The 24,357-nt window shown below is 65.9% G+C and carries 20 protein-coding genes, 1 tRNA gene and 2 pseudogenes; 12 read left to right on the forward strand and 11 right to left on the reverse strand.

The genetic code is table 11. The annotated features are described in order from the left end of the window. Positions 1-147: 147 nt before the first annotated feature. Together N5C88_RS15455 and N5C88_RS15460 are read left to right on the forward strand one after the other, a co-directional pair. Positions 148-606: a MarR family transcriptional regulator gene (locus N5C88_RS15455; RefSeq protein WP_280015688.1), complete on the forward strand. Its 459-nt coding sequence runs from the start codon at positions 148-150 to the stop codon at positions 604-606. Continuing rightward, on the forward strand, positions 603-1,307 hold the full coding sequence (locus N5C88_RS15460; protein WP_280015689.1) for an amino acid racemase: 705 nt from the start codon (positions 603-605) through the stop codon (positions 1,305-1,307). Before N5C88_RS15455 ends, N5C88_RS15460 begins: the two co-directional genes overlap by 4 nt. A gap of 10 nt (positions 1,308-1,317) precedes the next feature. On the opposite strand, the gene N5C88_RS15465 is transcribed toward N5C88_RS15460, so the two are convergent. Beyond that, entirely contained in the window at positions 1,318-2,028 is a 711-nt protein-coding gene (locus tag N5C88_RS15465) for a Crp/Fnr family transcriptional regulator (RefSeq protein WP_280015690.1), read from the reverse strand. A 162-nt stretch (positions 2,029-2,190) separates the two neighbouring features. Between N5C88_RS15465 and N5C88_RS15470 the strand changes: the two genes are divergently transcribed. Both N5C88_RS15470 and N5C88_RS15475 read left to right on the forward strand, forming a co-directional pair. After that, positions 2,191-3,849: an acyl-CoA synthetase gene (locus tag N5C88_RS15470; RefSeq protein WP_059380269.1), complete on the forward strand. Its 1,659-nt coding sequence runs from the start codon at positions 2,191-2,193 to the stop codon at positions 3,847-3,849. A 39-nt stretch (positions 3,850-3,888) separates the two neighbouring features. After that, positions 3,889-5,658: an acyl-CoA dehydrogenase gene (locus N5C88_RS15475; RefSeq protein WP_251880771.1), complete on the forward strand. Its 1,770-nt coding sequence runs from the start codon at positions 3,889-3,891 to the stop codon at positions 5,656-5,658. A gap of 996 nt (positions 5,659-6,654) precedes the next feature. On the opposite strand, the gene thiC is transcribed toward N5C88_RS15475, so the two are convergent. Continuing rightward, a complete protein-coding gene (gene thiC / locus N5C88_RS15480; RefSeq protein WP_059378166.1) occupies positions 6,655-8,568 on the reverse strand; it encodes a phosphomethylpyrimidine synthase ThiC in 1,914 nt (637 codons plus the stop codon). A 371-nt stretch (positions 8,569-8,939) separates the two neighbouring features. On the opposite strand from thiC, the gene N5C88_RS15485 reads away from it, so the two are divergent. After that, complete coding sequence (locus tag N5C88_RS15485) at positions 8,940-9,503, forward strand: hypothetical protein (RefSeq protein ID WP_059378164.1); 564 nt, start codon at positions 8,940-8,942, stop codon at positions 9,501-9,503. Positions 9,504-9,655: 152 nt separating this feature from the next. On the opposite strand, the pseudogene nadS reads toward N5C88_RS15485, so the two are convergent. From nadS to N5C88_RS15500, 3 genes and pseudogenes are all read right to left on the reverse strand, one after another. Next, positions 9,656-9,904 (reverse strand): annotated as a pseudogene (gene nadS, locus N5C88_RS15490) (NadS family protein); the annotation flags it as partial. 1 nt (position 9,905) lies between these two features. Further along, positions 9,906-10,213, reverse strand: a pseudogene (locus N5C88_RS15495) (type II toxin-antitoxin system RelE/ParE family toxin). A gap of 182 nt (positions 10,214-10,395) precedes the next feature. Continuing rightward, complete coding sequence (locus N5C88_RS15500; protein ID WP_059378162.1) at positions 10,396-10,848, reverse strand: helix-turn-helix transcriptional regulator; 453 nt, start codon at positions 10,846-10,848, stop codon at positions 10,396-10,398. Between the two features lie 79 nt (positions 10,849-10,927). Here N5C88_RS15500 and N5C88_RS15505 point away from each other — a divergent pair, with 79 nt between their 5' ends. Beyond that, entirely contained in the window at positions 10,928-11,638 is a 711-nt protein-coding gene (locus tag N5C88_RS15505) for a transcriptional regulator (RefSeq protein WP_280015691.1), read from the forward strand. Here N5C88_RS15505 and proB read toward each other — a convergent pair. From proB to N5C88_RS15530, 5 genes are all read right to left on the reverse strand, one after another. Then, a complete protein-coding gene (gene proB / locus N5C88_RS15510) occupies positions 11,607-12,743 on the reverse strand; it encodes a glutamate 5-kinase (RefSeq protein WP_059378159.1) in 1,137 nt (378 codons plus the stop codon). The genes N5C88_RS15505 and proB overlap by 32 nt on opposite strands. A 56-nt stretch (positions 12,744-12,799) precedes the next feature. Then, complete coding sequence (gene obgE / locus N5C88_RS15515; protein ID WP_059378158.1) at positions 12,800-13,936, reverse strand: GTPase ObgE; 1,137 nt, start codon at positions 13,934-13,936, stop codon at positions 12,800-12,802. Positions 13,937-14,127: 191 nt separating this feature from the next. Further along, positions 14,128-14,388, reverse strand: coding sequence for a 50S ribosomal protein L27 (rpmA, locus tag N5C88_RS15520; protein WP_006216229.1), 261 nt, complete (start codon positions 14,386-14,388; stop codon positions 14,128-14,130). Between the two features lie 34 nt (positions 14,389-14,422). Continuing rightward, positions 14,423-14,734 carry a 50S ribosomal protein L21 gene (rplU, locus tag N5C88_RS15525; RefSeq protein WP_006216228.1) on the reverse strand — a complete coding sequence of 104 codons (312 nt, stop codon included), beginning with the start codon at positions 14,732-14,734 and terminating at the stop codon, positions 14,423-14,425. A gap of 284 nt (positions 14,735-15,018) precedes the next feature. Then, positions 15,019-15,777, reverse strand: a complete 759-nt coding sequence (locus N5C88_RS15530; protein ID WP_280015693.1) for an IclR family transcriptional regulator — start codon at positions 15,775-15,777, stop codon at positions 15,019-15,021. 104 nt (positions 15,778-15,881) lie between these two features. Here N5C88_RS15530 and N5C88_RS15535 point away from each other — a divergent pair, with 104 nt between their 5' ends. From N5C88_RS15535 to N5C88_RS15550, 4 genes are all read left to right on the forward strand, one after another. Next, positions 15,882-17,045 (forward strand): fumarylacetoacetate hydrolase family protein, encoded by a 1,164-nt coding sequence (locus tag N5C88_RS15535; protein ID WP_280015695.1) that lies wholly within the window; start codon positions 15,882-15,884, stop codon positions 17,043-17,045. A gap of 196 nt (positions 17,046-17,241) precedes the next feature. Continuing rightward, positions 17,242-18,207, forward strand: coding sequence for an octaprenyl diphosphate synthase (gene ispB / locus N5C88_RS15540; protein ID WP_054457702.1), 966 nt, complete (start codon positions 17,242-17,244; stop codon positions 18,205-18,207). A 124-nt stretch (positions 18,208-18,331) separates the two neighbouring features. Then, a tRNA-Pro gene (locus N5C88_RS15545) sits at positions 18,332-18,408 on the forward strand. Between the two features lie 160 nt (positions 18,409-18,568). Then, positions 18,569-20,704, forward strand: coding sequence for a LamG-like jellyroll fold domain-containing protein (locus N5C88_RS15550; protein ID WP_280015697.1), 2,136 nt, complete (start codon positions 18,569-18,571; stop codon positions 20,702-20,704). A gap of 39 nt (positions 20,705-20,743) precedes the next feature. Here the strand turns inward: N5C88_RS15550 and N5C88_RS15555 are convergent, their stop codons facing one another. After that, positions 20,744-21,709 carry a LysR family transcriptional regulator gene (locus N5C88_RS15555; RefSeq protein ID WP_280015699.1) on the reverse strand — a complete coding sequence of 322 codons (966 nt, stop codon included), beginning with the start codon at positions 21,707-21,709 and terminating at the stop codon, positions 20,744-20,746. Positions 21,710-21,833: 124 nt separating this feature from the next. On the opposite strand from N5C88_RS15555, the gene N5C88_RS15560 reads away from it, so the two are divergent. Both N5C88_RS15560 and N5C88_RS15565 read left to right on the forward strand, forming a co-directional pair. Further along, positions 21,834-22,814, forward strand: a complete 981-nt coding sequence (locus N5C88_RS15560; protein ID WP_280015700.1) for a tripartite tricarboxylate transporter substrate binding protein — start codon at positions 21,834-21,836, stop codon at positions 22,812-22,814. Further along, positions 22,811-24,337 carry a sulfatase-like hydrolase/transferase gene (locus N5C88_RS15565; RefSeq protein WP_280015701.1) on the forward strand — a complete coding sequence of 509 codons (1,527 nt, stop codon included), beginning with the start codon at positions 22,811-22,813 and terminating at the stop codon, positions 24,335-24,337. The genes N5C88_RS15560 and N5C88_RS15565 overlap by 4 nt, the downstream gene beginning before the upstream one ends. The last annotated feature ends 20 nt before the right edge of the window (positions 24,338-24,357 follow it).

Here is a 24,357-nt window from a genome sequence, read left to right on the forward strand (position 1 = left end):
GATTCACCCGGTCTTTTTCACCATTGCCGGCCAGGGTATAAATCACCGATAAAGGGTCGTTTGGACCACGAAATGCCGGCGTCGCGCCAGGCGCCCGCCTCTTACAATCCCTGCTGCATTCCCACCTCTTTCAAAGGAACCGACCGCATGGCCAGGGGCAAGCCCGATGCGTGGAGCCTCTTCCTGACCGCGCATGCGCTGGTGGTGGAAGAAATCGAAAAGCGCCTGTCAGCCGCCGGCCTGCCGCCGCTGGCCTGGTATGACGCCTTATGGGCGCTGGAGCGCGCGCCTGACGGCACGGCCAGGATGTTCGAGATCGCCGAGCGCATGGTGATCGCGCGCTACAACCTGACGCGCCTGATGGACCGCATCGAGGCCGACGGCCTGGTCGAACGCTTCCGTTCGGACGAGGACCGCCGCGCCACCTACGCCCGCCTCACGCCCAAGGGGCGCGCGCTGCGCCGCGAGATGTGGAAGGTCTACGGCCCCGCCGTCGACGAACTGTTCCTGTCGCGGCTGCCGCAGGCGCAGCAGGACGCCATGGCGACAAGCTTCCTGGACATTGCGCGCCACGTGCGCGCCTCCAGCAAGGAGTCTGCTGAATGAACGCCACGCCCCTGCATATCGGCATCGTCGCCTGCTCGGCGGAAGGCGCCGCGCTTTGCTACCGCACGCTGTGCGCGGAATGCGCCCAACGCCTGGGCCCGCACGCGCATCCGGAGATTTCGCTGCACACGCATTCGCTGGCGGATTACGTCGCCTGCCTGGACCGCGCCGACCTGGCCGGCGTGGGCGCGTTGATGCAGTCCTCGGCGGGCAAGCTGGCGCGCGCGGGCGCGGATTTCCTGATCTGCCCGGACAACACCATCCACCAGGCGCTGGGCCATGTGCTGCCGCAGTCGCCCCTGCCCTGGCTGCACATCGCCGAGGAAGTCGCGGCCGAGGCCCAGGCGCGCGGTTTGCGCCGCATCGGCATCCTGGGCACGCGCTGGCTGGTGGACAGCACCGTCTATCCGGACAAGCTGGAAGCGCGCGGCCTGCAATGGCTGCGGCCGGCGGAACCAGACCGCGACACGCTGGCCCGCGTCATCATGGACGAGCTGGTGTACGGCGTGTTCAAGCCCGAATCCGTGGCCCGGCTGCAAGCCGTGATCGAGCGCCTGCGCGAGGCTGGCTGCGACGCCGTGGTACTGGGCTGCACCGAGTTGCCGCTGGTGCTGAACGACGGCAATGCCGCCCTGCCCACGCTGGATTCGACCCGCATTCTGGCGCGCGCCGCGCTCAGCCGCGCCTTGCGCGGCGCCTGATCCGGCGTCTTCAGATCTGGTCCAGGCCGAATTGGCGCAGACGCTCCAGATCCAGCACCTTGATCTGGTTGTAGGCCAGCGCCAGCATGCCCTGGTCCGCCAGCACCTGCAGGGCCTGATTGACGCGCTGGCGCGACAGGCCCGTCAGATAGCCTAGTTCTTCTTGCGAGATCGCCAGCGTCAGATCGGTGGACGGATACAGCTGCGGATTGAACAGCTGCGCCAGCGACTGCGCCACGCGCGCGTCCGCATCCAGCAAACGGTGGTTCTGGATGGAAGCGATGAACTCGCCCATGCGGTTGTTCAACTGGCCGATGACGAAATGCGAAAAAGGCAGGCTGGCCGATAGCAGCGCATGGAAGGTGGCCGTAGGCACCTGCAACACCAGCGACGGCTGGATCGCCACCACGTCGTACTTGCGCAGTTCGCGCTTGATGACGCTGCCTTCGCCGAACCAGCCGCCCGGCGGCACGCCCGACAGGGTGCAGCTGCGGCCCGACTCGTTGTAGATGGCCAGCTTCAAAAGACCCGTATGCACGCCCAGCCAAAAGTCCGAGGGCGCATTGCGCCGCGCGATCCAGGCGCCGTTGGCCACGTGTTCGGCGCGCGCGGTCGCCAGCACCAGGTCCTGGTGGCGGGCCTCCAGCGCGTCGAACCAGGCGCAAGCCTCGAACAGGCCGGCCAGTTCCGCGGCGGAAACGATGTTTGAAACGTCGGACATGGGAATAACTGTGTAAAACTTGGGGAAGCCAGGTCGGCCGGCCGTCTGTCATGCAGGTGACAGACAGTATTTTCGGCGGCCCCGTAAGCTAGGGCAAGCGACGGGGATCAAACTCCCGGCATACGGATAAGGGACGCCTGCGCGTCCCAACTGGAGACAAGCATGAGCGGTATGTTCGACCGCGGCCTTGAGCGCCGCGACGCCAACTACGAAGCCCTGACCCCGGTGGATTTCATCGCCCGCGCGGCCCAAGTCTATGGCCAGCGCCTGGCCATCGTCCACGGCGAGGTGCGGCGCAACTGGGCCCAGACCTACGAGCGCGCCCAGCGCCTGGCCGGCGCGCTGGCGCAAGCCGGCATCAAGCGCGGCGACACCGTGGCCGTGATGCTGCCCAACATTCCCGCCATGGTCGAAGCCCATTTCGGCGTGCCCATGCTGGGCGCGGTGCTCAATACCCTGAACACCCGCCTGGACACGCCCAGCGTGCTGTTCATGCTGGGGCATGGCGAAGCGCAGGCGCTGATCGTGGACACCGAGTACGCCGAACTCGCCCAGCGCGCGCGGACCGAATTCCCGCACCTGAAGCTCATTTCGGTGCACGACCTGGAAAGCGCCCCGGCGGAACTGCCCGGCGCGGTCGATTACGAAGCCTTCCTGGCCGGCGCCCCCGCCCGCTACGACTGGAAGCCGCCCGCCGACGAATGGGACGCCATCGCGCTGAATTACACGTCCGGCACCACCGGCGATCCCAAGGGCGTGGTCTACCACTACCGCGGCGCCTACCTGAACGCCATCAGCAACATCCTCGAATGGGACATGCCCAAGCACCCGGTCTATCTGTGGACCCTGCCGCTGTTCCATTGCAACGGCTGGTGCTTCGCCTGGACGGTGGCCGCGCGCGCCGGGGTCAACGTGTGCCTGCGCAAGTTCGATCCGCAGACCGTGTTCGACCTGATTCGCAATGAAGGCGTCACCCATTATTGCGGCGCGCCCATCGTGCAGAGCGCGCTGGCCAATGCGCCGGCCGAGCTGCGCGCCGGCATCGACCACACGGTACGCACCATGGTGGCGGGCGCCGCGCCCGCGCCCGCCGTCATCGCCAAGATGCGCGACATCGGTTTCGAGCTGACCCATGTGTACGGCCTGACCGAGGTCTATGGACCCGCGGCCGTGTGCGCCCGCCAGGAAGCCTGGGACGCGCTGGACGAGGAAGAGCGCGCGCTGCGGAATGCGCGCCAGGGCGTGCGCTACCACCTGCAGGCGGGCGTGTCCGTGCGCGATCCCGACACCATGGAAGAGGTGCCGGCCGACGAGCAGACCGTGGGCGAGGTCATGTTCCGCGGCAACATCTGCATGAAGGGCTACCTGAAGAACGAACGCGCCACCGACCAGGCCTTTGCCGGCGGCTGGTTCCGCACCGGCGACCTGGGCGTGATGACGGCCGACGGCTACGTCCGCATCAAGGACCGCAGCAAGGACATCATCATTTCCGGCGGCGAGAACATCTCCAGCATCGAAGTGGAAGACGCGCTCTATCGCCATCCCGCGGTGGCGGCGGTGGCCGTGGTGGCCATGCCCGACCCCAAATGGGGCGAGACGCCCTGCGCCTTCGTCGAGCTCAAGCCCGGCTGCAGCGCCACCGCCGAAGAGATCATTGCGCATTGCAAGCTGCTGCTGCCCGGCTTCAAGGTGCCGCGCGCGGTGCGCTTCGGCGAACTGCCCAAGACCTCCACCGGCAAGATCCAGAAATTCGAACTGCGCGCCGCCGTCGGCGCGACCCAGGCCATCGACGTGGCCGGTTCCGGCAAGAAGACCGGCTGAATTCCACGTCCCCAAATCCCATCCAGGAGCTCCGACGCCATGACGTACCAAGCCCCCGTGAAAGACATGCTGTTCGTGTTGAACCATCTTGCCGGCCTGCCGCAAGTCGCCGCGCTGCCAGGTTTCGAGGAGGCCACGCCCGACACCACCCAGGCCGTGCTGGAGGAATCCGCGCGCTACGCCGGCGACGTGCTGGCGCCGCTGAACCATGCCGCCGACCGTGAGCCCAGCTCCTGGCGCGACGGCGCGGTCACCACCTCGCCGGGTTTCAAGCAGGCGTTCAACCTGTACGCGGAGGCCGGCTGGCAGGGCATGACGCATCCGGTGGAATACGGCGGCCAGGGCCTGCCCGGCCTGATCGGTTCGCCCTGCTCGGAAATGCTGAACGCCGCCAACCTGTCGTTCGCGCTGTGTCCGCTGCTGACCAATGGCGCGATCGAGGCGCTGCTGACGGCCGGTTCGCCTGAACTGAAGCAGCGCTTCATCGAGCCCATGATTTCCGGACGCTGGACCGGCACCATGAACCTGACCGAACCGCAGGCAGGCTCGGACCTGGCCATGGTCCGCTCGCGCGCGCAGCCCGTGGGCGACGGCACCTACCGCATCTCCGGCACCAAGATCTTCATCACCTACGGCGAGCACGATCTGGCCGAGAACATCCTGCACCTGGTGCTGGCGCGCCTGCCCGACGCGCCCGAAGGCGTCAAAGGCATTTCGCTGTTCCTGGTGCCCAAATTCCTGGTCAACGAAGACGGCACGCTGGGCGCGCGCAACGACGTCCATTGCGTGTCGATCGAACACAAGCTGGGCATCAAGGCCAGCCCCACCTGCACGCTGCAGTTCGGCGATGCGGGCGGCGCGCTGGGCTATCTGGTGGGCCAGGAAAACCGCGGCCTGGACGCCATGTTCATCATGATGAACGCCGCGCGCTACGCGGTGGGCGTGCAGGGCGTGGCCGTCGCCGACCGTGCCCACCAGCACGCGCTGGCCTATGCCGCCGAGCGCGTGCAGAGCCGCCCGGTGGACGGCTCGTCCAAGGACGCGGTGCCCATCATCCAGCACCCCGACGTGCGCCGCATGCTGGGCACGATGCGCGCGCTGACGGAAGCCGGCCGCGCGCTGGCCTACTACACCGCGGGCCACGCCGATCTGGCGCACGCCAGCCCGGACGCCGAGGCCCGCAAGCGCCATCTGGCGGTGCAGGAATACCTGGTGCCCATCGTCAAGGGCTGGTGCACCGAAATGTCCATCGACGTGGCGAGCCTGGGCGTGCAGGTGCACGGCGGCATGGGTTTCATCGAGGAAACCGGCGCGGCGCAGTACTACCGCGACGCGCGCATCCTCACGATCTACGAAGGCACCACGGCGATCCAGGCCAATGACCTGGTGGGCCGCAAGACCCTACGCGACGGCGGCGCCGTCGCCCGCGCCTTGCTGGCGGAAGTCGGCAAGACCGAAGCGGCGCTGGAGGCCCGCAGCGAACCCGCCGCCCGCCTGATGCTGACGCCGCTGCGCCAGGCCCGCGCGGCGCTGGCCGACGCCATCGACTTCGTGCTGGCCAACGCCGCCAGCCGCCCCAACGCGGTGTTCGCGGCCGCCGTGCCGTATCTGCTGCTGGCGGGCACCACGTTTGCCGGCTGGCAGATGGCGCGAGCGCTGCTGGCCAGCCTGGACCTGCGCCAGGAAGACCCTGCTTTCCACGACGCCAAGATCGCCACCGCGCAGTGCTACGCGCTGCATAAGCTGAGCCAGGCGCCGGGGCTTGCGACGGTGGTGCTGGGATCTGGAGAGTATGAGGTGCAGCCTTAACTGCCGACGATTGGCGTCAGGCGGGCTTGATACAAGGGGCGTCTGAGGCTTTGCGGCTTTCGGGGTTGCGTTCCAGTGCTTCGTAGGCCGCTCGTCGACGCGGGCGCCTGAGTGGCGGGCGCCCACGATTGCGGTCCGGAGCGTTCGCTCCGGACTGCCCCGTCGTCATCCTCGTCCAGGCCTGCGGCCTTCCCTACGGATTCCCTCGGGCGCATCGAGGTTGCCCGCCACTCAGGCGCCCGCGCCGACGAGCTATTTGAATCTTGGCTTGGGGCGCTGCTGGAGCCGTGGTCAGGGACGATGCTCGTGTTGCCCGTCATTTTCGGCCGCGCGGGCGGCCGAGAATGACATACGTGATTTCTTGAATTTCTATTGTGTTCGCTTACGCGAATGCGATGACTGATTTGCTATTGGTCCCCAGCTCATGGGGGAATGGGCGGTGATGGGTGGCGCGCGGCGAATAGCCGCTTGCGCATGCAGACCCGGACGCGCGCCACCCATCCGGCACCCGCGTTGAAATGACGATTGCTGGCCGACCGCTGCGCTGCGCAATCACCTCGAACGCAGCGCCCCACCAAATTACCCGGCTATCACCTGCCATACGTGTCACCAAGAGCACGTCCCCACCACCCGCGCGCAGCGCCATCACGCGACGCAAGACACCACGTAAGCCCCAAGAGGCCGCCCGCGCGGCCGGCCTGGGGCGGGCCCCGCAAGCCCCACCACCACCCCACCGTTCGTGACCAGAACGCCAAGCACACCACCCGCCCCAGCGCCCGTGAAGATTCAACTAGACGAGCCAGCCGCGTCGGGGGCCTGCGGGACGCGGGGCGTCGATAAGCCCGAGGGAATCGGAAGGGAAGGCCGAAGGCCTGGACGACGATGACGACGGGGAAGTCCGGAGCGAAGGCTCCGGACCGCAATCGTTGCCCCGCGCCCGGCAGGCCACTGCCGCGTCGTGCGTCTCAAGAACTCAAAACAGACGTAGCAACAACATCACTGCCGATGATAAACCTCGGCCCCCTTCTTAACGAACTCGATGGACTTCTCCTCCATCCCCTTCTGCAACGCGTCCTTCTCGCTAACCCCCTGAGCCGCCGCATAATCCCGCACGTCCTGGGTGATCTTCATCGAGCAGAAATGCGGTCCGCACATGGAGCAGAAGTGCGCCACCTTCATCGAATCCTTCGGCAGCGTCTCGTCGTGGAATTCCTTCGCCGTGTCCGGATCCAGCCCCAGGTTGAACTGGTCGTCCCAGCGGAATTCGAAGCGCGCCTTGGACAGCGCGTTGTCGCGGATCGCCGCGCCCGGATGGCCCTTGGCCAGGTCTGCCGCGTGGGCCGCGATCTTGTACGTGATGATGCCGTCCTTCACGTCCTTCTTGTTCGGCAGGCCCAGGTGTTCCTTCGGCGTCACATAACAGAGCATCGCCGTGCCGTACCAGCCGATCAGCGCCGCGCCGATGCCGGAAGTGATGTGGTCGTAGCCGGGAGCGATGTCGGTGGTCAGGGGGCCCAGCGTGTAGAACGGCGCCTCGTGGCAATGTTCCAGCTGCAGCTCCATGTTTTCCTTGATCATCTGCATCGGCACGTGGCCCGGGCCTTCGATCATGACCTGTACGTCATGCTTCCAGGCCACCTGCGTCAGCTCGCCCAGGGTCTTCAACTCGGCGAATTGCGCTTCGTCGTTGGCGTCGTAGCCCGAGCCCGGACGCAGGCCGTCGCCCAGCGAGAAGCTGACGTCGTAGGCCTTCATGATTTCGCAGATTTCCTCGAAGCGCTCGTACAGGAAGCTCTCCTTGTGGTGTGCCAGGCACCACTTGGCCATGATCGAGCCGCCGCGCGAGACGATGCCGGTCATGCGGTCGGCCGTCATCGGAATGAACGGCAGGCGCACGCCCGCGTGGATCGTGAAATAGTCCACGCCCTGTTCGGCCTGTTCGATCAGCGTGTCGCGGAAGATCTCCCAGGTCAGGTCCTCGGCCTTGCCGTCGACCTTCTCCAGCGCCTGGTAGATCGGCACGGTGCCGATCGGCACGGGCGAGTTGCGGATGATCCATTCGCGCGTTTCGTGGATGTGCTTGCCGGTGGACAGATCCATGACCGTGTCGCCGCCCCAGCGGATCGCCCAGGTCATCTTTTCCACTTCCTCGCCGATGCCGGAGCTGACGGCGGAGTTGCCGATGTTGGCGTTGATCTTCACCAGGAAGTTGCGGCCGATGGCCATCGGCTCCACTTCAGGGTGGTTGATGTTGGCGGGGATGATGGCGCGGCCGCGCGCGATCTCGTCGCGCACGAACTCGGGCGTGATGGCCGCGGGAATGGAGGCGCCGAAGGACTGGCCCGGGTGCTGGCGCAGCAGGCGCTTGACCATCTTCTCGCCGTCGGGGCCGCTGTCGCGCAGCGTCTGCAGGTAGTGTTCGCGGCGCAGGCTCTCGCGGATCGCCACGTATTCCATTTCCGGCGTGATGATGCCGCGGCGCGCGTAATGCATCTGCGACACGTTGGCGCCGGACTTGGCGCGGCGCGGCGGACGCTGCAGGTCAAAGCGCATGGCCGTCAGCTTGGGATCGGTCAGGCGTTCCTTGCCATAGTCGCTGGTCGGACCCGACAGCACTTCCGTGTCGCCGCGCTCTTCGATCCAGGCGCGGCGCAGTTCGGGCAGGCCGCGGCGGATGTCGATCTTGGCTTCGGGGTCGGTGTAGGGGCCGCTGCAGTCGTAGACGGTGAGCGGCGGATTCTTCTCGCCGCCGAACATCGTCGGCGTATCGTCCTGCTCGATCTCGCGGAATGGCACGCGGATGTCGGGGCGCGAGCCCACTTCATACACGCGGCGGGATTTGGGCAGCGGTGCGACGGCCGCCGCGTCGACTTCGGCGGTAGCGGCCAGGAATTTGGGATTGGCGTTCATGGAAAGCTCCAAGCGAGTGGTTGGAGCCGATCGGGAAGGAATTCCCGCCGCGCGCGCAAAGACGCATGGCGGGAATACGGCTCCCAGCATCGGCATTATCCGTACTGGTACGAAGGGACTCTCTCAACACGTCCTGCCATGTAGGCGGGACGAGTACCCCTGCGCGAAAGCGAAGTATAGAGGCTGGCGCGCGTTCCGACGAATCGCGTGGCTGCTGCGCCGTGTCAGCCGGAGCAGGCGGCAGCTGGTATTACCGCTTTACAATTGGATTCAGACTGGGGCGACACTGTCATTCAGGTTCGGTACACTTTTCCAGTGCCGGGGATGGAGTGCATCGCCTGGTCTTAGTCCACATTAAGAAGGAAACGAGCATGCAACTGACCCTACGCAAATTGGCGCCCGCCCTGGTAGTCGTGACGTTGGCGCTAGCGGGTTGCAAGACCGCCCCGACTAAGACGTCTGGCGATACCGCCACGCCGCAAGCAGGCCAAGAGGCCGCCAAGCCCGCCGCCGCCGCGGCCTCAGTGGACTTCTACCTGGCGCAGAAGCAGCCCGGCGCCGGCATGCGCGAAATCAACCTGCCCGACGGCAAGCTCTACATGCAGACGGTGCCCGTCCTGACGCGCGCAGATCTCACCGACGCCGCCGCGCTGGTCGACCGCCAGGGCCAGAACTTCGTCGGCCTGCGCTTCTCGGAAGCCGGCGCGCGCAAGCTCAATGACGTCAGCACGAAGAACGTCGGCAACATGCTGGCGCTCGTGATCGACCAGGAACTGGTCGCCGCCCCGCTCATCGGCGAACCGCTGAACCGCGGCGTGCTGGCCTTCGGTGTGGCCTCGGCCCAGGCCGCCTCGGAAATCGCCGCCAAGATCCGCGGCGACGCCGCCGTGCCGCCGGCTGGCGGTGCTGCTCCGGCTCCCGCTGCCAAGCCCTGAGCGAGGCTAGCGGCGAAAAGCCCGGCAATGCCGGGCTTTTTTACGTCCGCGCACGATGCGCGGGAGGAGGATTGATGAGGGCTTGGCGTCTTTTGCGCGGCCCCATGTGCCTGACGGTGCAAGGCGCGTAGCGCGATCTCAGGCTCGTTGGCCACGACTTTCAGCAGCGCGGCAGCCGGTCCGGTAGGGACCCGGCGCTTTTGCTCCCAGTTTTGCAAGGTGCGAACGCTGACCTGCAACGCCGCCGCAAACTCAGCTTGAGACAGCTTGGTCTGTTCGCGCACCTGCTTCACGTCCAGAGGATCGAGCGTGGATATCCTCGAAGGACGCGTCTCTCCCTTGCGTATCGCTGCCGCTTCTTTGAGGCTTGTCTTCAAATCGGCAAATAACTGCTTGTCCATTTCACAAGTCCCTTACCAACGCCCGCAGTTCAGAAAGTTTCGCTGCGCTCAGGTTGTCCCGCACGCTCTTTGGGTAGGCCAACAGCATCAGAATCTGGTCGTCATCGGTGAGCCAGTAATAGATCACCCGTATCCCACCGCTCTTGCCGGTTCCTGGCCGCGTGACGCACCTTTCGTATGCCGCCTCCGCCAGGAATCACATGGCCGCATGCGGGATCCTCCAGCAGCATCGCTGCAATTCTCGATAGCCATCATCGGGCAGCAGGGAGGTGATTTGCGGGTAAAGACGCTGGTTTCTATGAAAACCATGATTGGTTTGTACGCCAATGGCGTAGTCGAAGTTGCACGTAATATCCCAAGCGGCGGCGCGAAAAATCGCCGACCACTGTACGTGCTTTATCGAGAGGCAGGGGAGCTACTGCGCGATTTCTGTCACTGGGATGCGCTTGGCGGACGTGAGCTTGCGCGAGGCCCGCAAAGGCTGCCCGCGATCAGCCCAGCTTGCGGCCGCGCGTTTTGGCGCCGCGGCGGATGAGGATGGTTTTTTCGATGTAGGCCTGTGTGATCGATTCAAGGATCACGCGGTCGTCGGCTGTGAGCGATTCGAACAGCGAAGGCGAAATATTCGGGAAGGGCCAGGGCGCCATCGGACGCGGCCGACCGCCGGGGCGCGGTACGGGTTCGGCCACGCCAGGCGCGGGCAGCGTGTTGCTGAGGTCGTAGCCTTCCACGGGAAGTTCCAGCGGGCCCTTGCCGGTTTCCAGCCATTCGACCTCGACCTTCAGGACCTGTGCCAGCTTGCGGGCCGAGCGGCTTGAGTGCCGCAGGCCGCTTTCGTAGCTGCCGATGGCGCTTTGCGAAATGCGCGCCAGACGAGCGAGGTCTTTCTGCGTGTGGCCACGCAGCAGGCGCGCATGCTTCAGTCGGTCTGAGAATGTTTTCACACCGGCGATTGAAGCTTGCTGGTCACGCGCTTTGGTGGTTATAAATATTACTTAAGTGATATTTATCAAAGGTGAGCGCATGGAGCAACGAGGCAGCGTCTTCGTCGTACGGCTCGACGCAAGGGCGGACGAGAATTTCGCCGAGGCTTTGCGTCTGTTGCGTTGGCAGGTCCGCGTGTTCGATTCGTCCGCTGCCGTATTGGAACACTTGCAGGCGCAGGGCGCTGATGCCCTGGTACTTTTGGGAGGTACTCAGGGAGTGTCAAGCCTCATTGCCATGCTGCGCCGGGCGGCGCCCGCTATGGCGGTGCTGTGGCAGGCCGCAGATGTCGACGCGTCCGATCGCATCGCCGCGTTGGATGCGGGCGCGGACGTCTGTACCGCTGCGGGTATGGACGCGTTGGAATGGGATGCCCTGCTGCGCAATCTGTACCGGCGCGCGCCGTCCACCGCCTTGCCTTGGAGGCTAGACCCGCACGCTGGCGCGCTGGCGGGGCCGGCTGGCGAGTTTCTGCCGTTGACGGTCACCGAGCGCGCTTTTTTTGTCCGCTTGTTGAGCGCGCCGGGCTATTGCCTGCGCCGCGAATGCTTTTTCCCTGCCGGTAAGCGCAAAGCCCTGGATGGGGCGCGGCGGGTTGACGTGCTCTTGTCGCGGCTGCGCAGCAAGGCGCGCCGCCTCAATATCGACTTGCCCGTGCTCGCGGTGCGGGGGTGGGGCTACATCCTGCTGCCCCAAGGCGCAGCAAGCATGCAGGGTCTTAGAGCACTACCAGGTTATCCCGATGCATGAGCTCGGGTTCGGTCATGCTGCCCAGAATGCGCGCGATCTGCGACGAAGGCTGGCGCAGGATGCGGCGAGTGTCGGCCGATGAGTAGTTGATCAGGCCGCGGGCGCATTCGCGGCCCTGGCCATCCACGCAGGCGACCACGTCGCCGCGGCCGAACTCGCCTTCCACCTCGGTCACGCCGATGGGCAGGAGGCTCTTGCCCTCGCGCAGCAGCGCCTGCACGGCGCCGTCATCCAGCACCACGCGTCCGCGCAGGCGCAGGTGATCGGCCAGCCACTGCTTGCGCGCGGACCACACGGGCAGCACGGCGCGCAGTTCGCTGCCGATGCACTCGCCCTGGGCCAGGCGCGTGAGCACGTTGCGCTCGCGGCCCGACGCGATGACGGTATGCGCGCCGCTATGCGCCGCGCGCTTGGCCGCCAACACCTTGGTCAGCATGCCGCCCGTGCCGATGCCGCTGCCCGCGCCGCCAGCCATGGCTTCCAGCGCGGGGTCGCCAGCCTGGGCGTGCGACATGAACTTGGCGTCAGGGTTCTTGCGCGGATCGGAGTCGTACAGGCCGCGTTGATCGGTCAGGATGATCAGCGTGTCGGCTTCGATCAGATTGGTGACCAGCGCGCCCAGGGTGTCGTTGTCGCCCAGCCGGATTTCGTCGGTGACGACCGTGTCGTTCTCGTTCACGATCGGCACCACGCCCAGGCGCAGCAGCGCGAACAGCGTGCTGCGGGCGTTCAGGTAGCGGTGGCGGTCGGCCAGGTCTTCGTGCGTCAGCAGGATCTGGGCGGTGCGCAGGCCGTATTCGGCGAAGGCCGCCTCGTAGGCCTGGCACAGGCCCATCTGGCCCACGGCCGCGGCCGCCTGCAGTTCGTGCATCACCGATGGGCGCTTGCGCCAGCCCAGGCGCGCCATGCCTTCGGCGATGGCGCCGCTGGAGACCAGCACGATCTGCTTGCCCTGCTTGTGCAGGGCGGCGATCTGCGCAGCCCAGTGCGCCACGGCGGCGCGGTCCAGGCCTCGGCCTTCGTTGGTGACCAGCGACGAGCCGACTTTGGCGACGAGACGCTGGGCGTTGGTGACGACGGAAACGACAGGTGTTTCAGCAGACATGATGGCGGCCGGCTGCGGCGAGAAAAAGGCGTAATCGTAAGGACTGCGATTATGGCTTATTCGTCATCGCCGCGCGGCGCGGGGCGCTGGTCGGCGGTCGAGCGCTTGTCGTCGAAGCGCGGGTCCGGCGCGACATAGTTCTCTTCGGCCTGGTCTTGCGACAGGTGTTCCTTTTCGCGCTCGGCGTCCAGGTAGTCCTGCAGCGCGTAGATCAGGTCTTGCGTGCCTTCGCCCGACAGGCCGGAAATACCGAACACCGGACCCTTCCAGTCGTAGAGTTCAAGGAAGCGGCGCTTGGTGTCCTCGGGGTCGGGCACCATGTCCAGCTTGTTCAGGACCAGCCAGCGCGGCTTGGCGGCCAGTTCCGGATCGTAGCGGCGCAGTTCCTCGACGATGGCGCGCGCGTCGACCACGGCCTGCTCGACGGGATCCGCGTCCGGGTCGGGCGTGGACACGTCCACCAGGTGCAGCAGCACGCGGGTGCGCGCCAGGTGGCGCAGGAACAGGTGGCCCAGGCCGGCGCCTTCGGAGGCGCCTTCGATCAGGCCGGGAATGTCGGCCACGACGAAGCTGCGCGACGGCGAGGTGCGCACCACGCCCAGGTTGGGGTGCAGCGTGGTGAAGGGGTAGTCCGCGATCTTCGGCTTGGCATTGGAAATGCGCGTGATCAGCGTGGACTTGCCGGCGTTGGGCAGGCCCAGCAGGCCCACGTCCGCCAGCACCTTCAGTTCCATGCGCAGGTAGCGGTGCTCGCCTTCCTTGCCGGGCGTCCATTGGCGGGGTGCGCGGTTGACGCTGGACTTGAAGTGGATATTGCCCATGCCGCCCTGGCCGCCGGCGGCCAGCACGACTTTTTGTTCGTGCTGGTTCAGGTCGAACAGGACTTCGCCGGTGTCGGCGTCATGGATGATGGTGCCCACCGGCACGCGCAGCGTGATGTCCGGCGCGGCCGCGCCGTACTGGTCCGAGCCGCGGCCGTTTTCGCCGTTCTTGGCGCGGTGCAGGCGGGCGTAGCGGTAGTCGATCAGCGTGTTGATGTTGCGGTCGGCCACCGCGAAGATGGTGCCGCCGCGTCCGCCGTCGCCGCCGTCCGGGCCGCCTCTGGGAATGAACTTTTCGCGGCGAAAGCTCGCCACGCCATTGCCGCCTTTGCCGGCGACGACTTCGATGGTGGCTTCGTCTACGAATTTCATGATGTCCGCGCGTGTAGTGGTAAGGAGTGGGGCGGGGCCGTCATTCGGCGCCGCCGGGAGGCAGGGGCCGGAACCGTCCGGCTGCTGCCCGAAATCTGGAAAAGCTTAAAACAAAAAAGCCCTGCCGCATGCGACAGGGCTTTTGCCGTTCTGGAACGCGGCGAACCGCGTTGCTGACCGTGCTGGTCCGATTACTCGGCAGCGACGATCGAAACGGTCTGCTTGTTCAACGCGCCCTTGAAGCCGAATTGAACCTTGCCGTCGATCAGCGCGAACAGGGTGTGATCCTTGCCCATGCCGACGTTCACGCCAGCGTGGAAGCGCGTGCCGCGCTGACGCACGATGATCGAACCAGCGGGAATCAATTCGCCGCCGAATGCCTTGACGCCCAGACGCTTCGATTCTGAGTCGCGTCCGTTCCGCGTAGAGCCGCCGCCCTTTTTCTGTGCCATGTTTAGCTCCTGCTAAGTGGTACCGAGTCGCTTCTTAAGCCGTGATGGCTTCGATGCGGATTTCGGTGTAGTTCTGACGGTGGCCCTGACGCTTCTGGTAGTGCTTGCGACGGCGCATCTTGAAGATCTTGACCTTGTCGTGGCGGCCTTGCGCAAGAACCGTTGCCTTGACCACGGCGCCGGAGACGAGGGGCGTGCCAACTTTCAGTTGGTCGCCTTCGCCCACGGACAGCACTTGGTCCAGGGTGATTTCTTGCCCAATGTCTGCCGGTATCTGTTCTATCTTGAGTTTTTCGCCAGCGGCAACGCGATACTGCTTGCCACCGGTTTTTACGACCGCGTACATGGGGGATTCCTTAAATAGGTAAATGGGTCCATCTGCGCTGCCTGCCCTGCTGGGCGGGATTGCCGCTCTGGCGGGGCGCTTTCTTCTCCTGGCGCCAGAGCCTGGCGGAAGAAAAAAGGCCTTGATGCCTGGGAAAGTTGAACCTTCCTTGGCACCCAGAGGGGTGACGCAAATGCAACCGACGTAATTCGGGCATTGCTGACCGAATCCGGAATATTAGCCCGGGACTTTCAGAAAGTCAAAAAGCTGTTGCAGGCTAAGGGCTTAGGTGTCGCATGCGCGCTTCAAGCGCCGGGGATCACCCGCAGGGCGATGTCCCGCGCCACCCGCTGAATCCCGTCGATCACGTCGCGGCGGTGGGCTTCGTCCAGCCGGTCGGTGGGGATGGAGGTGCTGACGGCTACCCGCTTGCCCAGCGGCGTCATGCCCACGTAGGCGGCATAGCAGACCAGGCCGGTCGCCACTTCCTCCAGATCCTGCGCGAGGCCCGTGCTGCGCACCTGTTCCAGTTCCTGGTCGAGCGCGGCGCGGGTGGCGAGACTGCGTTCGGTGACGCGCGGCAGCGTATCCGGTACGCGGGCGGCCAGGTCTTCGGGCGGCAGGCTGGCCAGCAACGCCTTGCCCAGCGCGCAGGCGTGCGCCGGCAGGCGCAGGCCCAGGTCCGACACCAGCCGCACGGGGCGGCGCGCGTCCTCGCGGGCCAGGTAGACCACATCGAAGCCATCCAGCGTCGCCAGCTGCACCACTTCGTTGTGCCGCGCCACGAAAGCGCCCGCGGCCGCCTGGAATGCCGCTTGCAGCCCGTCCTGGCGCAGATAGGCATGGCCCAGCGCCATCAGTTCGATGCCGATGACATAGCCGCCATCCCGGCGCTCGATCCAGCGGCGCTGTTCCAGGCAATCCAGCAGCAGATAGAGCGTGCTGCGGGCGAGTTGGCAGGATTCGGCCAGTTCCGATGCCTTGACCGGCGTGTTGCGGCCGGCCAGCACTTGCAGGATGTCGTGCGTGCGGCGGATGGCGGGGACGTCGTGTACGGTAGCCATGCTCTATTTGTCCAATATATTGGACATAAATTCATGATGTTGGACATGATAATGGAAGTCTCCTAGACTGCCCCGCACATCATTCGAACAAGGCGAGGAGACTCATGGACCAAGCAAAGGCGCTGCCCGTCGATCTGGAACAGGCGTTGCTGGTGGGGCGGGTGTGGCGGCCGGGGCATGGCCCCTGCGTCGTGGCGGTGCGCCGCGGCGAAGTGATCGACATCACGGCGGCCGCGCCCACCATGGCGGACCTGCTGGACCGTCCCGACCGCGTGGCGCTCGCGGCCAGCGCCGCCGGCGAGTCGCTGGGCGACGTGCATGCCCTGATGGCAGCCAGCCTGGCAGGCCAGGAGGGCTTGCGCCTGCTGGCGCCTTGCGACCTGCAGCCCGTCAAGGCGGCAGGCGTCACTTTCGCCATCAGTCTGCTGGAACGCATGATCGAGGAAGAGGCCGGCGGCGATGCCAGCCGCGCCGAGGAAATCCGTGTCCGCATGCAGGCGCTGATCGGCTCGGACCTGTCCCGCCTGCGGCCGGGCTCGCCCGAAGCGGCCAAACTGAAGGCTGAACTGACCGAGCGCGGCCAGTGGTCGCAATACCTGGAGGTGGGGATCGGCCCGGACGCCGAGGTTTTCTCCAAGGCGCCGCCCATGGCGTCGGTGGGGACGGGCGCGCAAATCGGCGTATTGCCCGAATCCCGCTGGAACAATCCCGAACCCGAGATCGTGCTGGCGGTGGACAGCCGCGGCGAAATCGTCGGCGCCACGCTGGGCAACGACGTCAACCTGCGCGACATCGAAGGCCGCAGCGCCTTGCTGCTGACCAAGGCCAAGGACAACAACGGCTCCTGCGCCATCGGTCCCTTCATTCGCCTGTTCGACGGCGGCTTCAGCCTGGACAGCGTGCGTCAAGCGGATGTGTCCCTGCGCATCGAGGGCCTGGACGGCTTCGTGCTGGACGGCGTGAGCCACATGCGCGAGATCAGCCGCGATCCGCCGGACCTGGTGCGCCAGGCTTGCGGCAAGCATCACCAGTATCCAGACGGCTTCATGCTGTTCCTGGGCACCATGTTCTCGCCCACCCAGGACCGCATGGGCCCGGGCACCGGCTTCACCCACAAGCTGGGCGACCGCGTCGTGATCGCGTCCGAGCGCCTGGGCGCGCTGGTCAACGAAGTGCGGCTGGCCACCGAGATCGAACCCTGGACCTTCGGGGTGCGCGCGCTCTATGCCAATCTGGCCGGGCGCGGCCTGTTGCGGCAAGGGACCTGAGCCGTCGCCAGACGGCGCTGGGCAGGGAGGGCGCGCCGGGCGCCGTTCCTGTCGGCGATTCCGCCAGGATGACGGCTCGCGGTCCGTCACTCCCCGTATAATCCTTGGTCGAATCCTCCCGCCGTCTGCGGCGGGCCCAGCGGTAAGAGCCGGCGCGCGTTCGCGCCGCGGCTCGTTTCACTCTCCCGGATACGTCTTGAATCTCCCCGAGCTTGTTGCCCCCATTGCAGACGATATGAAAGCCGTCGACGCGGTCATCCGCGAGCGGCTGAATTCCGAAGTGGTCCTGATCCGCACGATCGGCGACTACATCATAGGCGCGGGCGGCAAGCGCATGCGCCCGGCCATGGTGCTGATGGTGGCGCGCGCGCTGGGCTACGAGGGCACGCACCACCAACTGCTGGCTGCCGTGGTCGAGTTCATCCACACTGCGACCCTGCTGCACGACGACGTGGTCGATGAATCCGACCTGCGCCGCGGCCGCGAAACCGCCAACGCGGTGTTCGGCAACGCCGCCAGCGTGCTGGTGGGCGACTACCTGTATTCGCGCTCCTTCGAGATGATGGTGGAAGCGAACTCGATGCGCGTCATGAGCATCCTGTCCGAAGCCACCACGGTGATCGCCGAGGGCGAGGTGCTGCAGCTGCTGAACGTGCACGACCCGGACGTCTCGCAGGAACGCTATCTGCAAGTGGTGCGCTACAAGACCGCCAAGCTGTTCGAGGCCGCCGCCCAGGTGGGCGCAGTGCTGGCGGGCGCCACCCCCGAGCAGGAAGCCGCCGCGGCCGCCTACGGCCGCCACGTCGGCACCGCCTTCCAACTGGTGGACGACGTGCTGGACTACAGCGGCGACGCCGCCGCCCTGGGCAAGAACGTGGGCGACGACCTGCGCGAGGGCAAGCCCACGCTGCCGCTGATCCGCGTGATGGAAGTGGGCACCCCGGAACAGCAGCAACTGATTCGCGACGCGATCAAGACCGGCGACGCCGACTTCGCCGCCGTGGCCGCCGCCATCCAGGCGACGGACGCCCTGGAACATGCCCGCCAGGCCGCCGTGGCCGAGGCGGATCTGGCCCGAAAAGCACTTTCTGCTTATCCCATTTCCCCTTTTCAAAAATCTCTGTTAGAATTCTGCGCTTTCGCGGTGAACAGAGATCGCTAAGCGAATTAGGCGAAAAATTTGGGGAAACCCGGTGGCCTGAAACGTGGCGGTTGATGAAAGCGAAAGATGATTTGGTTGCACTGAGCGCAGCGAAGTCAGTAGTAGTAAGAGTTGTACTAAGACTCGGGGCGTAGCTCAGCCTGGTAGAGTACTGCGTTCGGGACGCAGGAGTCGGAGGTTCGAATCCTCTCGCCCCGACCACTCATGTGGTCGAATTCATGAAGGTGTTTCCCGACGCCTTTGGCTGAAAGCCGGTATCGCGCAAGCGTTGCCGGCTTTTTTGCATTTGCGTGTCGGACTCAGTCATCCCGCCGTCATTCCGCGTCTCTAGACTCCCGCCTTTTTCGAACAGGCAGCAGAGATGACGAAGGACAGCAAGCACGGCCAGGGTAATACGCAGATCGTGGAGCAGGTGGCGGATGCCTTGCCGCAGGCGCCCGACAACCGGCGGCGCAGCCTGCTGCGCGCGGGCTTGGGCGTGACGTTGTTGCCCATGGGCGGCAGTTTCCTGCTCAGCGGCTGCAACGGCGGCGGCGATGATGATGACGATGAAGGCGACGGCGGTATCGGCAAGCCCCAACCGGCCCTGGTGTCGAGTTTCGCGCTAGCAGTGCTGCCGGATACGCAGTTCTATTCGCGTTACGCCACCGACGCCGAGAACCAGCAGTTCATGCGCAAGTACGGCAGCGAGCCCTACCAGGCGCAGACGCGCTGGGTAGCCGAGCATGCGAAGACGCTCAATATTCCGTTCCTGGTCCATCTGGGCGACGTGGTCGACCAGCAGGGCAAACCCGACCAGTGGAAGGTGGCCAGCGCCGCGATGAAGGTGCTGGAAGACGCCAAGGTGCCGTACTCGATCCTGGCGGGCAACCACGACGTGATCGTGGACCGCGACTATGTGGACGAGAGCAGCCAGTCGGCCAACACCGACGCGCAGCGCGACCTGGCCAAGGAACCCTACCTGCAGCACTTCAGCGTCACGCGCGCCAAGCAGCAGGCCACCTTCGGCGGCCGCGACGCCAGCGGCTTTCACGAGTACCACGTATTCGAGGCCGAAGGGCAGAAGTTCCTGGTGCTGTCGCTGTCCTGGCGCGCGTCGAACGACGCCCTGGCCTGGGCCAACCAGGTGCTGCGCGCCAATCCCACGCTGCCCGCCATCCTGATCAACCACCAGCTGCTGAACATCGACAAGGATGGCGTCAGCCCGCTGGAAGTTCCTTACGGCAAGATGCTGTGGGACAAACTGATCCGCGACAACGATCAGATCTTCATGACGCTCAATGGCCACTACCACGGCGCCACCCGCCTGACCAAGACCAATGCCTACGGCCACGCGGTGGAGGAAATGGTGGTGGACTACCAGATGGCCTATCAGGGCGGCAACGGCCTGATGCGGCTGTACGAATTCGATTTGGGCAACAACGAGATCCGGGTGCTGTCGTTCTCGCCCTGGGTGCCGCAAAAGCCCAAGGACACGCTCAACGCGTTCGACCAGGCGGTGCTGACCACGCCCAACGAGCAGTTCACCATCAAGATGGACTTCGCCAGCCGCTTCTCCGGCTTCAACAAGACGTTCAAGGCCGCGGCTCCCTCGCACACCTCGCTGGTGGAACAGGCCACGGCGCTGATCCTGGCCAACTACACGGATCCCGCGACCGTCGAACAGAAGCCGGCCGCCGACAGCAATGACTATCCGCTGGTGGCGGGGACGCTGGCGCATTGGCGCTTCTTTGGCGGCAAGGCCGGCCTGCCCGTCAAGGTGGGTGAAACCGTCGCGGATCTGACCGGGCTGAATCCGATCCGCCGCGCGGCGCTCAACATCGACGGCGTGGCGGGCGCGCAGGAAGGCGACCTGGTCTGGTCGGACGATCATCACTACCTGTCCGCCGCGCCCGGTTCGGTGCGCTTCCTGAACACCGACAAGAACACCGCGCGCATGAGCTACTTCACCACTGAAGCGGCTGCGGCGATCAACAGCGCCACGGTGCCCAACGGCTACACGGTCGAGGCGTTCCTGAAGATAGACCGGGACTGGAGCGCACAGAAGCACGCCTGGATGAACGTGATGACGCGCGACGGCAAGCGCGGCGACCTGGCGGGATTCAATGGCGGCGATCCGGAATCTCCGCCCCTGATCTTCGCCGTGTCCAGTCTGCGCGAGATCCAGTGGGAAATCGTGCCGGTCGTGGCGGGCGAGCGCGGCGGCAAGACCAACTGGTCGGGTGAGATCATTGCGGACAAATGGTTCCACGTCGCGGTGGTCAACGACGCCGACACGCACGAGACCATTCTGTACATCGAGGGCGCGCCGGTATTGCGCAATGTCAGCAATGCCCCCGGCCTGGCGACGTTGGCCGCCGACATGCCCTGGGTGATCGGCGCGGGTTCGTGGGACGGCGAGCGCGCCGACGGCTTCTTCGGCAGCATTGGCGAGATACGCATCGTGGACAAGGCGCTCAAGCCCGCGCAGTGGCTGACCGCGCGCCGCGTCGGCTAGCCTTTCATGCGGGGCGCGCGCCACGCGTCCCGCATGCGCTCAGCGCGGCGCCGCCGCGTCTGCAGCCTCGGCCCGCAGGCACTCGATCAGATCCCGCATCCGCGGCGACAAGTCCAGGCTGTTGTGCCGCACGATGCCCAGCGGGCCGAACACGGGCGGCAGTTCTATATCCAGGATGGCGATTTCGCGGCCGCCGGCGGCGTGCCGTGCGACGCAGCGGGGCAGCAGCGACAGCAGGTCGCTGTTGGCCATCAACATCATGTTGTTCAGGGCCGACGCTGATTCGATGCGTGAAGGCGGGTACAGGCCATGGCGCTGCAACAGCATGTCCAGACCGATGCGCGCCGGGCTGCCGCGCGGCGGCATGATCCACGGATAGGCCGCCAGTTGCGCCCAGGAAACCTGGGCTACATCCATCAGCGGATGTCCGCTGCGCGCGCACACGCACATCGGCTCTTCGTACAGCACTTGCGTCAGGGTGTCAGGCGTGCGTGCGGCTGCGCCCATGCGCGCGACCAGCAAGTCCAGTTTGCGGGTGTGCAGGTCCGGCATCAACGCTTCCAGTGAACCCTCGCGCACCAGCACATTGACGTTGGCCGTCTGCTGTTCGAAACGCAGCAGCGCGCGCGGCACCAGGTAAGCCGCTGCCGCGGAGTTGACGCCGACATGGATGGTTTCCACGTCGAGGTCGGGCGCGGCGGACCATTCGCCGCTCATGCGTTCCAGGTCGCCCAGCACCCAGCGCGCATGGCGGATCAGGGAGTCGCCGTGGGGCGTGGGGAAAGTGCCTTTGGGCGTGCGGTCGAACAGCCGCGCGCCGAGCATGTCCTCCAGTTCCGCGATCATGCGCGACACGGCGGGCTGGGTGGTGGCCATGCGTTGCGCCGCCATGCCCACGTTGTGGACTTCGTCCAGCAACAGCATGAGCTGTAGATGGCGCAGGCGCAGCCGGCCGCGCAGATACCAGCCTGGCTGCAGGGGAGCAGCGGAGTCGGGAGGGCTCATCTCTACATATCAACTCTGATATGGAAAGTGAAAAATATATCATTGGACTGGAATGATGGGCTGGCCGAAGATGATTGCCAGCGAGCCGTCCGCGAATGAGGCGAGCCGCAGGATGGAGACAATCATGCTGAAACTTGCGCGCGGCGCCCTGGCTGCCCTGAGCCTGGCCGTACCTCTGGCTGTTCCCCTGGCGGCGGCCGCGGCCTATCCGGACCGCCCCGTCACGCTGGTGGTGCCCTCGGTGCCCGGCGGCGCGGCCGACGTGGTCGGACGCCTGGTCGCCGCGGAAATGTCCACACAATGGGGCGTTCCCGTCATCGTGGAAAACCGCGCGGGCGGCGCCGGTGTCATCGGCGCCCAGGCCGTGGCGCGCGCCAAGCCTGATGGCTACACGCTGCTGCTGGGGCCGGACGCCTCGTTCACGGCAGTGCCTTACCTGATGCAGGACGTGCCTTATCGCACCGAGGACTTCGCGCCCGTCGCGACGCTGGCGACCCTGCAATACGTGTTGGTGGCGGCGCCTACAGCGCCATTCAAGTCATTGCGTGAACTGCTGGAGCAGGCGCGCGCCCGGCCTGACGCCATCACCTATGCCAGCGGCGGCCCGGGTTCGACTCACCATTTGGCGATGGCACTGTTCGAGCACGCGGCCGGCATCTCGCTCAAGCACGTGCCGTACAAGGCCGCGCCCCAGGGCTTTGTCGGCGTGATGGGCAGCCAGGTCGATCTGATGTTCATCGTCGCCAGCACGGCCGTGCCGCAGATCAAGGCCGGCAAGGTGCAGGGGCTGGCCAATGCGGGAGCCGCGCCCATCGCGGGCGCGCCCGACCTGCCGATGGTGAAGGACGAAGTGAAGGACTTCACGTTCTATAGCTGGTTCGGCCTGTTCGCGCCGGCGCGCACGCCTGCGCCGGTGCTGGCCGATTTGCAGCGCGCCGTGGCCACCGTCCTGAAGAGTCCAGAGGTCCGGGACAAGATGCAGGCCCAGGGCATGATCGTGGGCGATCAGGACGGGTTGGGCTTGAGCGAACGCATCGCCCATGACACCCGTGTTCTCGCGCCCGTGCTTTCCGACATCAAGACCGCCACCAGCAAGCAGCAATGAAACGCCCCAACATTCTTCTCATCACGACCGACCAGCATCGCGGCGACTGCCTGGGCTTTGCGGGACGCCGGGTCAAGACGCCGCACATCGACCTGCTGGCGAGCACGGGCACGCATTTCGCGGCCTGCATAACGCCCAACGTCGTCTGCCAGCCTTCGCGCGCCTCCATGCTGACCGGCCTGCTGCCGCTGACGCATGGCGTCTGCGACAACGGCATCGACCTGGATCTGCGCGCCGGCGAGGCAGGCTTTGCTGGCAGCCTCGCCGCTGCCGGCTACGACACGGGCTTCATCGGCAAGGCGCATTTCTCCACGCACCATACCTTCCAGGCCACCGGACGGCCCGAATGCCAGTACAGCGAGGCTGGCATGGGACCGGACTGGGCGGGGCCGTACATGGGCTTCAAGCATGTGGAGCTGGTGGTGGAGGGCCACAACTATTGGCTGCCCACGCCGTTGCCCGGCGGCCTGAACCATTCGCGCTGGCACTACGGCGACGGCTTGGGCGAACTGCGCAACCAGCTGTACGAGACCGACCTGGGGCCGGCCAGCGGCGCGCCGCAGACCTTCAATTCCGCCTTGCCCGCAGCCTGGCACAACTCCGCCTGGATCGGCGATCGCACCATCGACTACCTGCGCGAGCATCGCGACCGGCCGTTCTGCCTGTGGGCCTCGTTCCCCGATCCCCATCACCCCTTCGATTGCCCCGAGCCCTGGTCGCGCCTGCACCATCCCGACGAGGTCGATCTGCCGCGCCATCGCGTCACCGACTACGATCGCCGGCCTTGGTGGCACAGGGCCAGCATGGAGAGCAAGCCCATGGGCAATGCCGAAGTGCAGGCGGTGCGGCAGAATTTCTCGCGCATGCCGACCCAATCGGACGAGGCGCTGCGCCGGATCATCGCCAACTACTACGGCATGATCTCGCTGGTGGACCATCAGGTGGGGCGCATCATGAAGGCGCTGAGCGAGTACGGGCTGGATCAGGACACCATCGTGATCTTCACCTCAGACCACGGCGAATGGCTGGGCGACCACGGACTGATGCTCAAGGGGCCCATGCCATATGAAGGCCTGCTGCGCGTGGCCATGGTGGCCAGCGGCCCTGGCATCGCGGCCGGGAGAAGGGTGGAAGACCCGGTTTCCACGCTGGACCTCGCCGCGACCTTCTGCGACTACGCCGGAGCGTCGGCCTTGGGGCCGCAACACGGCCGCAGCTTGCGCCCGTTGCTGGAAGGCGGAGATGCCTCCCGCGAGTTCGCCTTGAGCGAATGGGATGTGGCGGCATCGCGCTGCGGCGTGGAGCTGAAGCTGCGCACCGTGCGCACGCGCGACTGGAAGCTGACCGTCGAACTGGGCAGCGGCGCGGGTGAGATGTATTGCCTGACGGAAGATCCGGACGAGATGGACAATCTCTTCGATGATCCGGGTCATGCCGCGAAGCGGCGGGAACTGGCCGCCATGCTCGCAACCCGGCCCGCGGACCAATTGCCGGCGCGCGTGCCGGCATCGGGTATCGCTTGAACGCGCGGCGCAAACAGGGG

This window comes from Achromobacter sp. GD03932 (genome assembly GCF_029839485.1).
Classification (GTDB): domain Bacteria; phylum Pseudomonadota; class Gammaproteobacteria; order Burkholderiales; family Burkholderiaceae_B; genus Achromobacter; species Achromobacter bronchisepticus_A.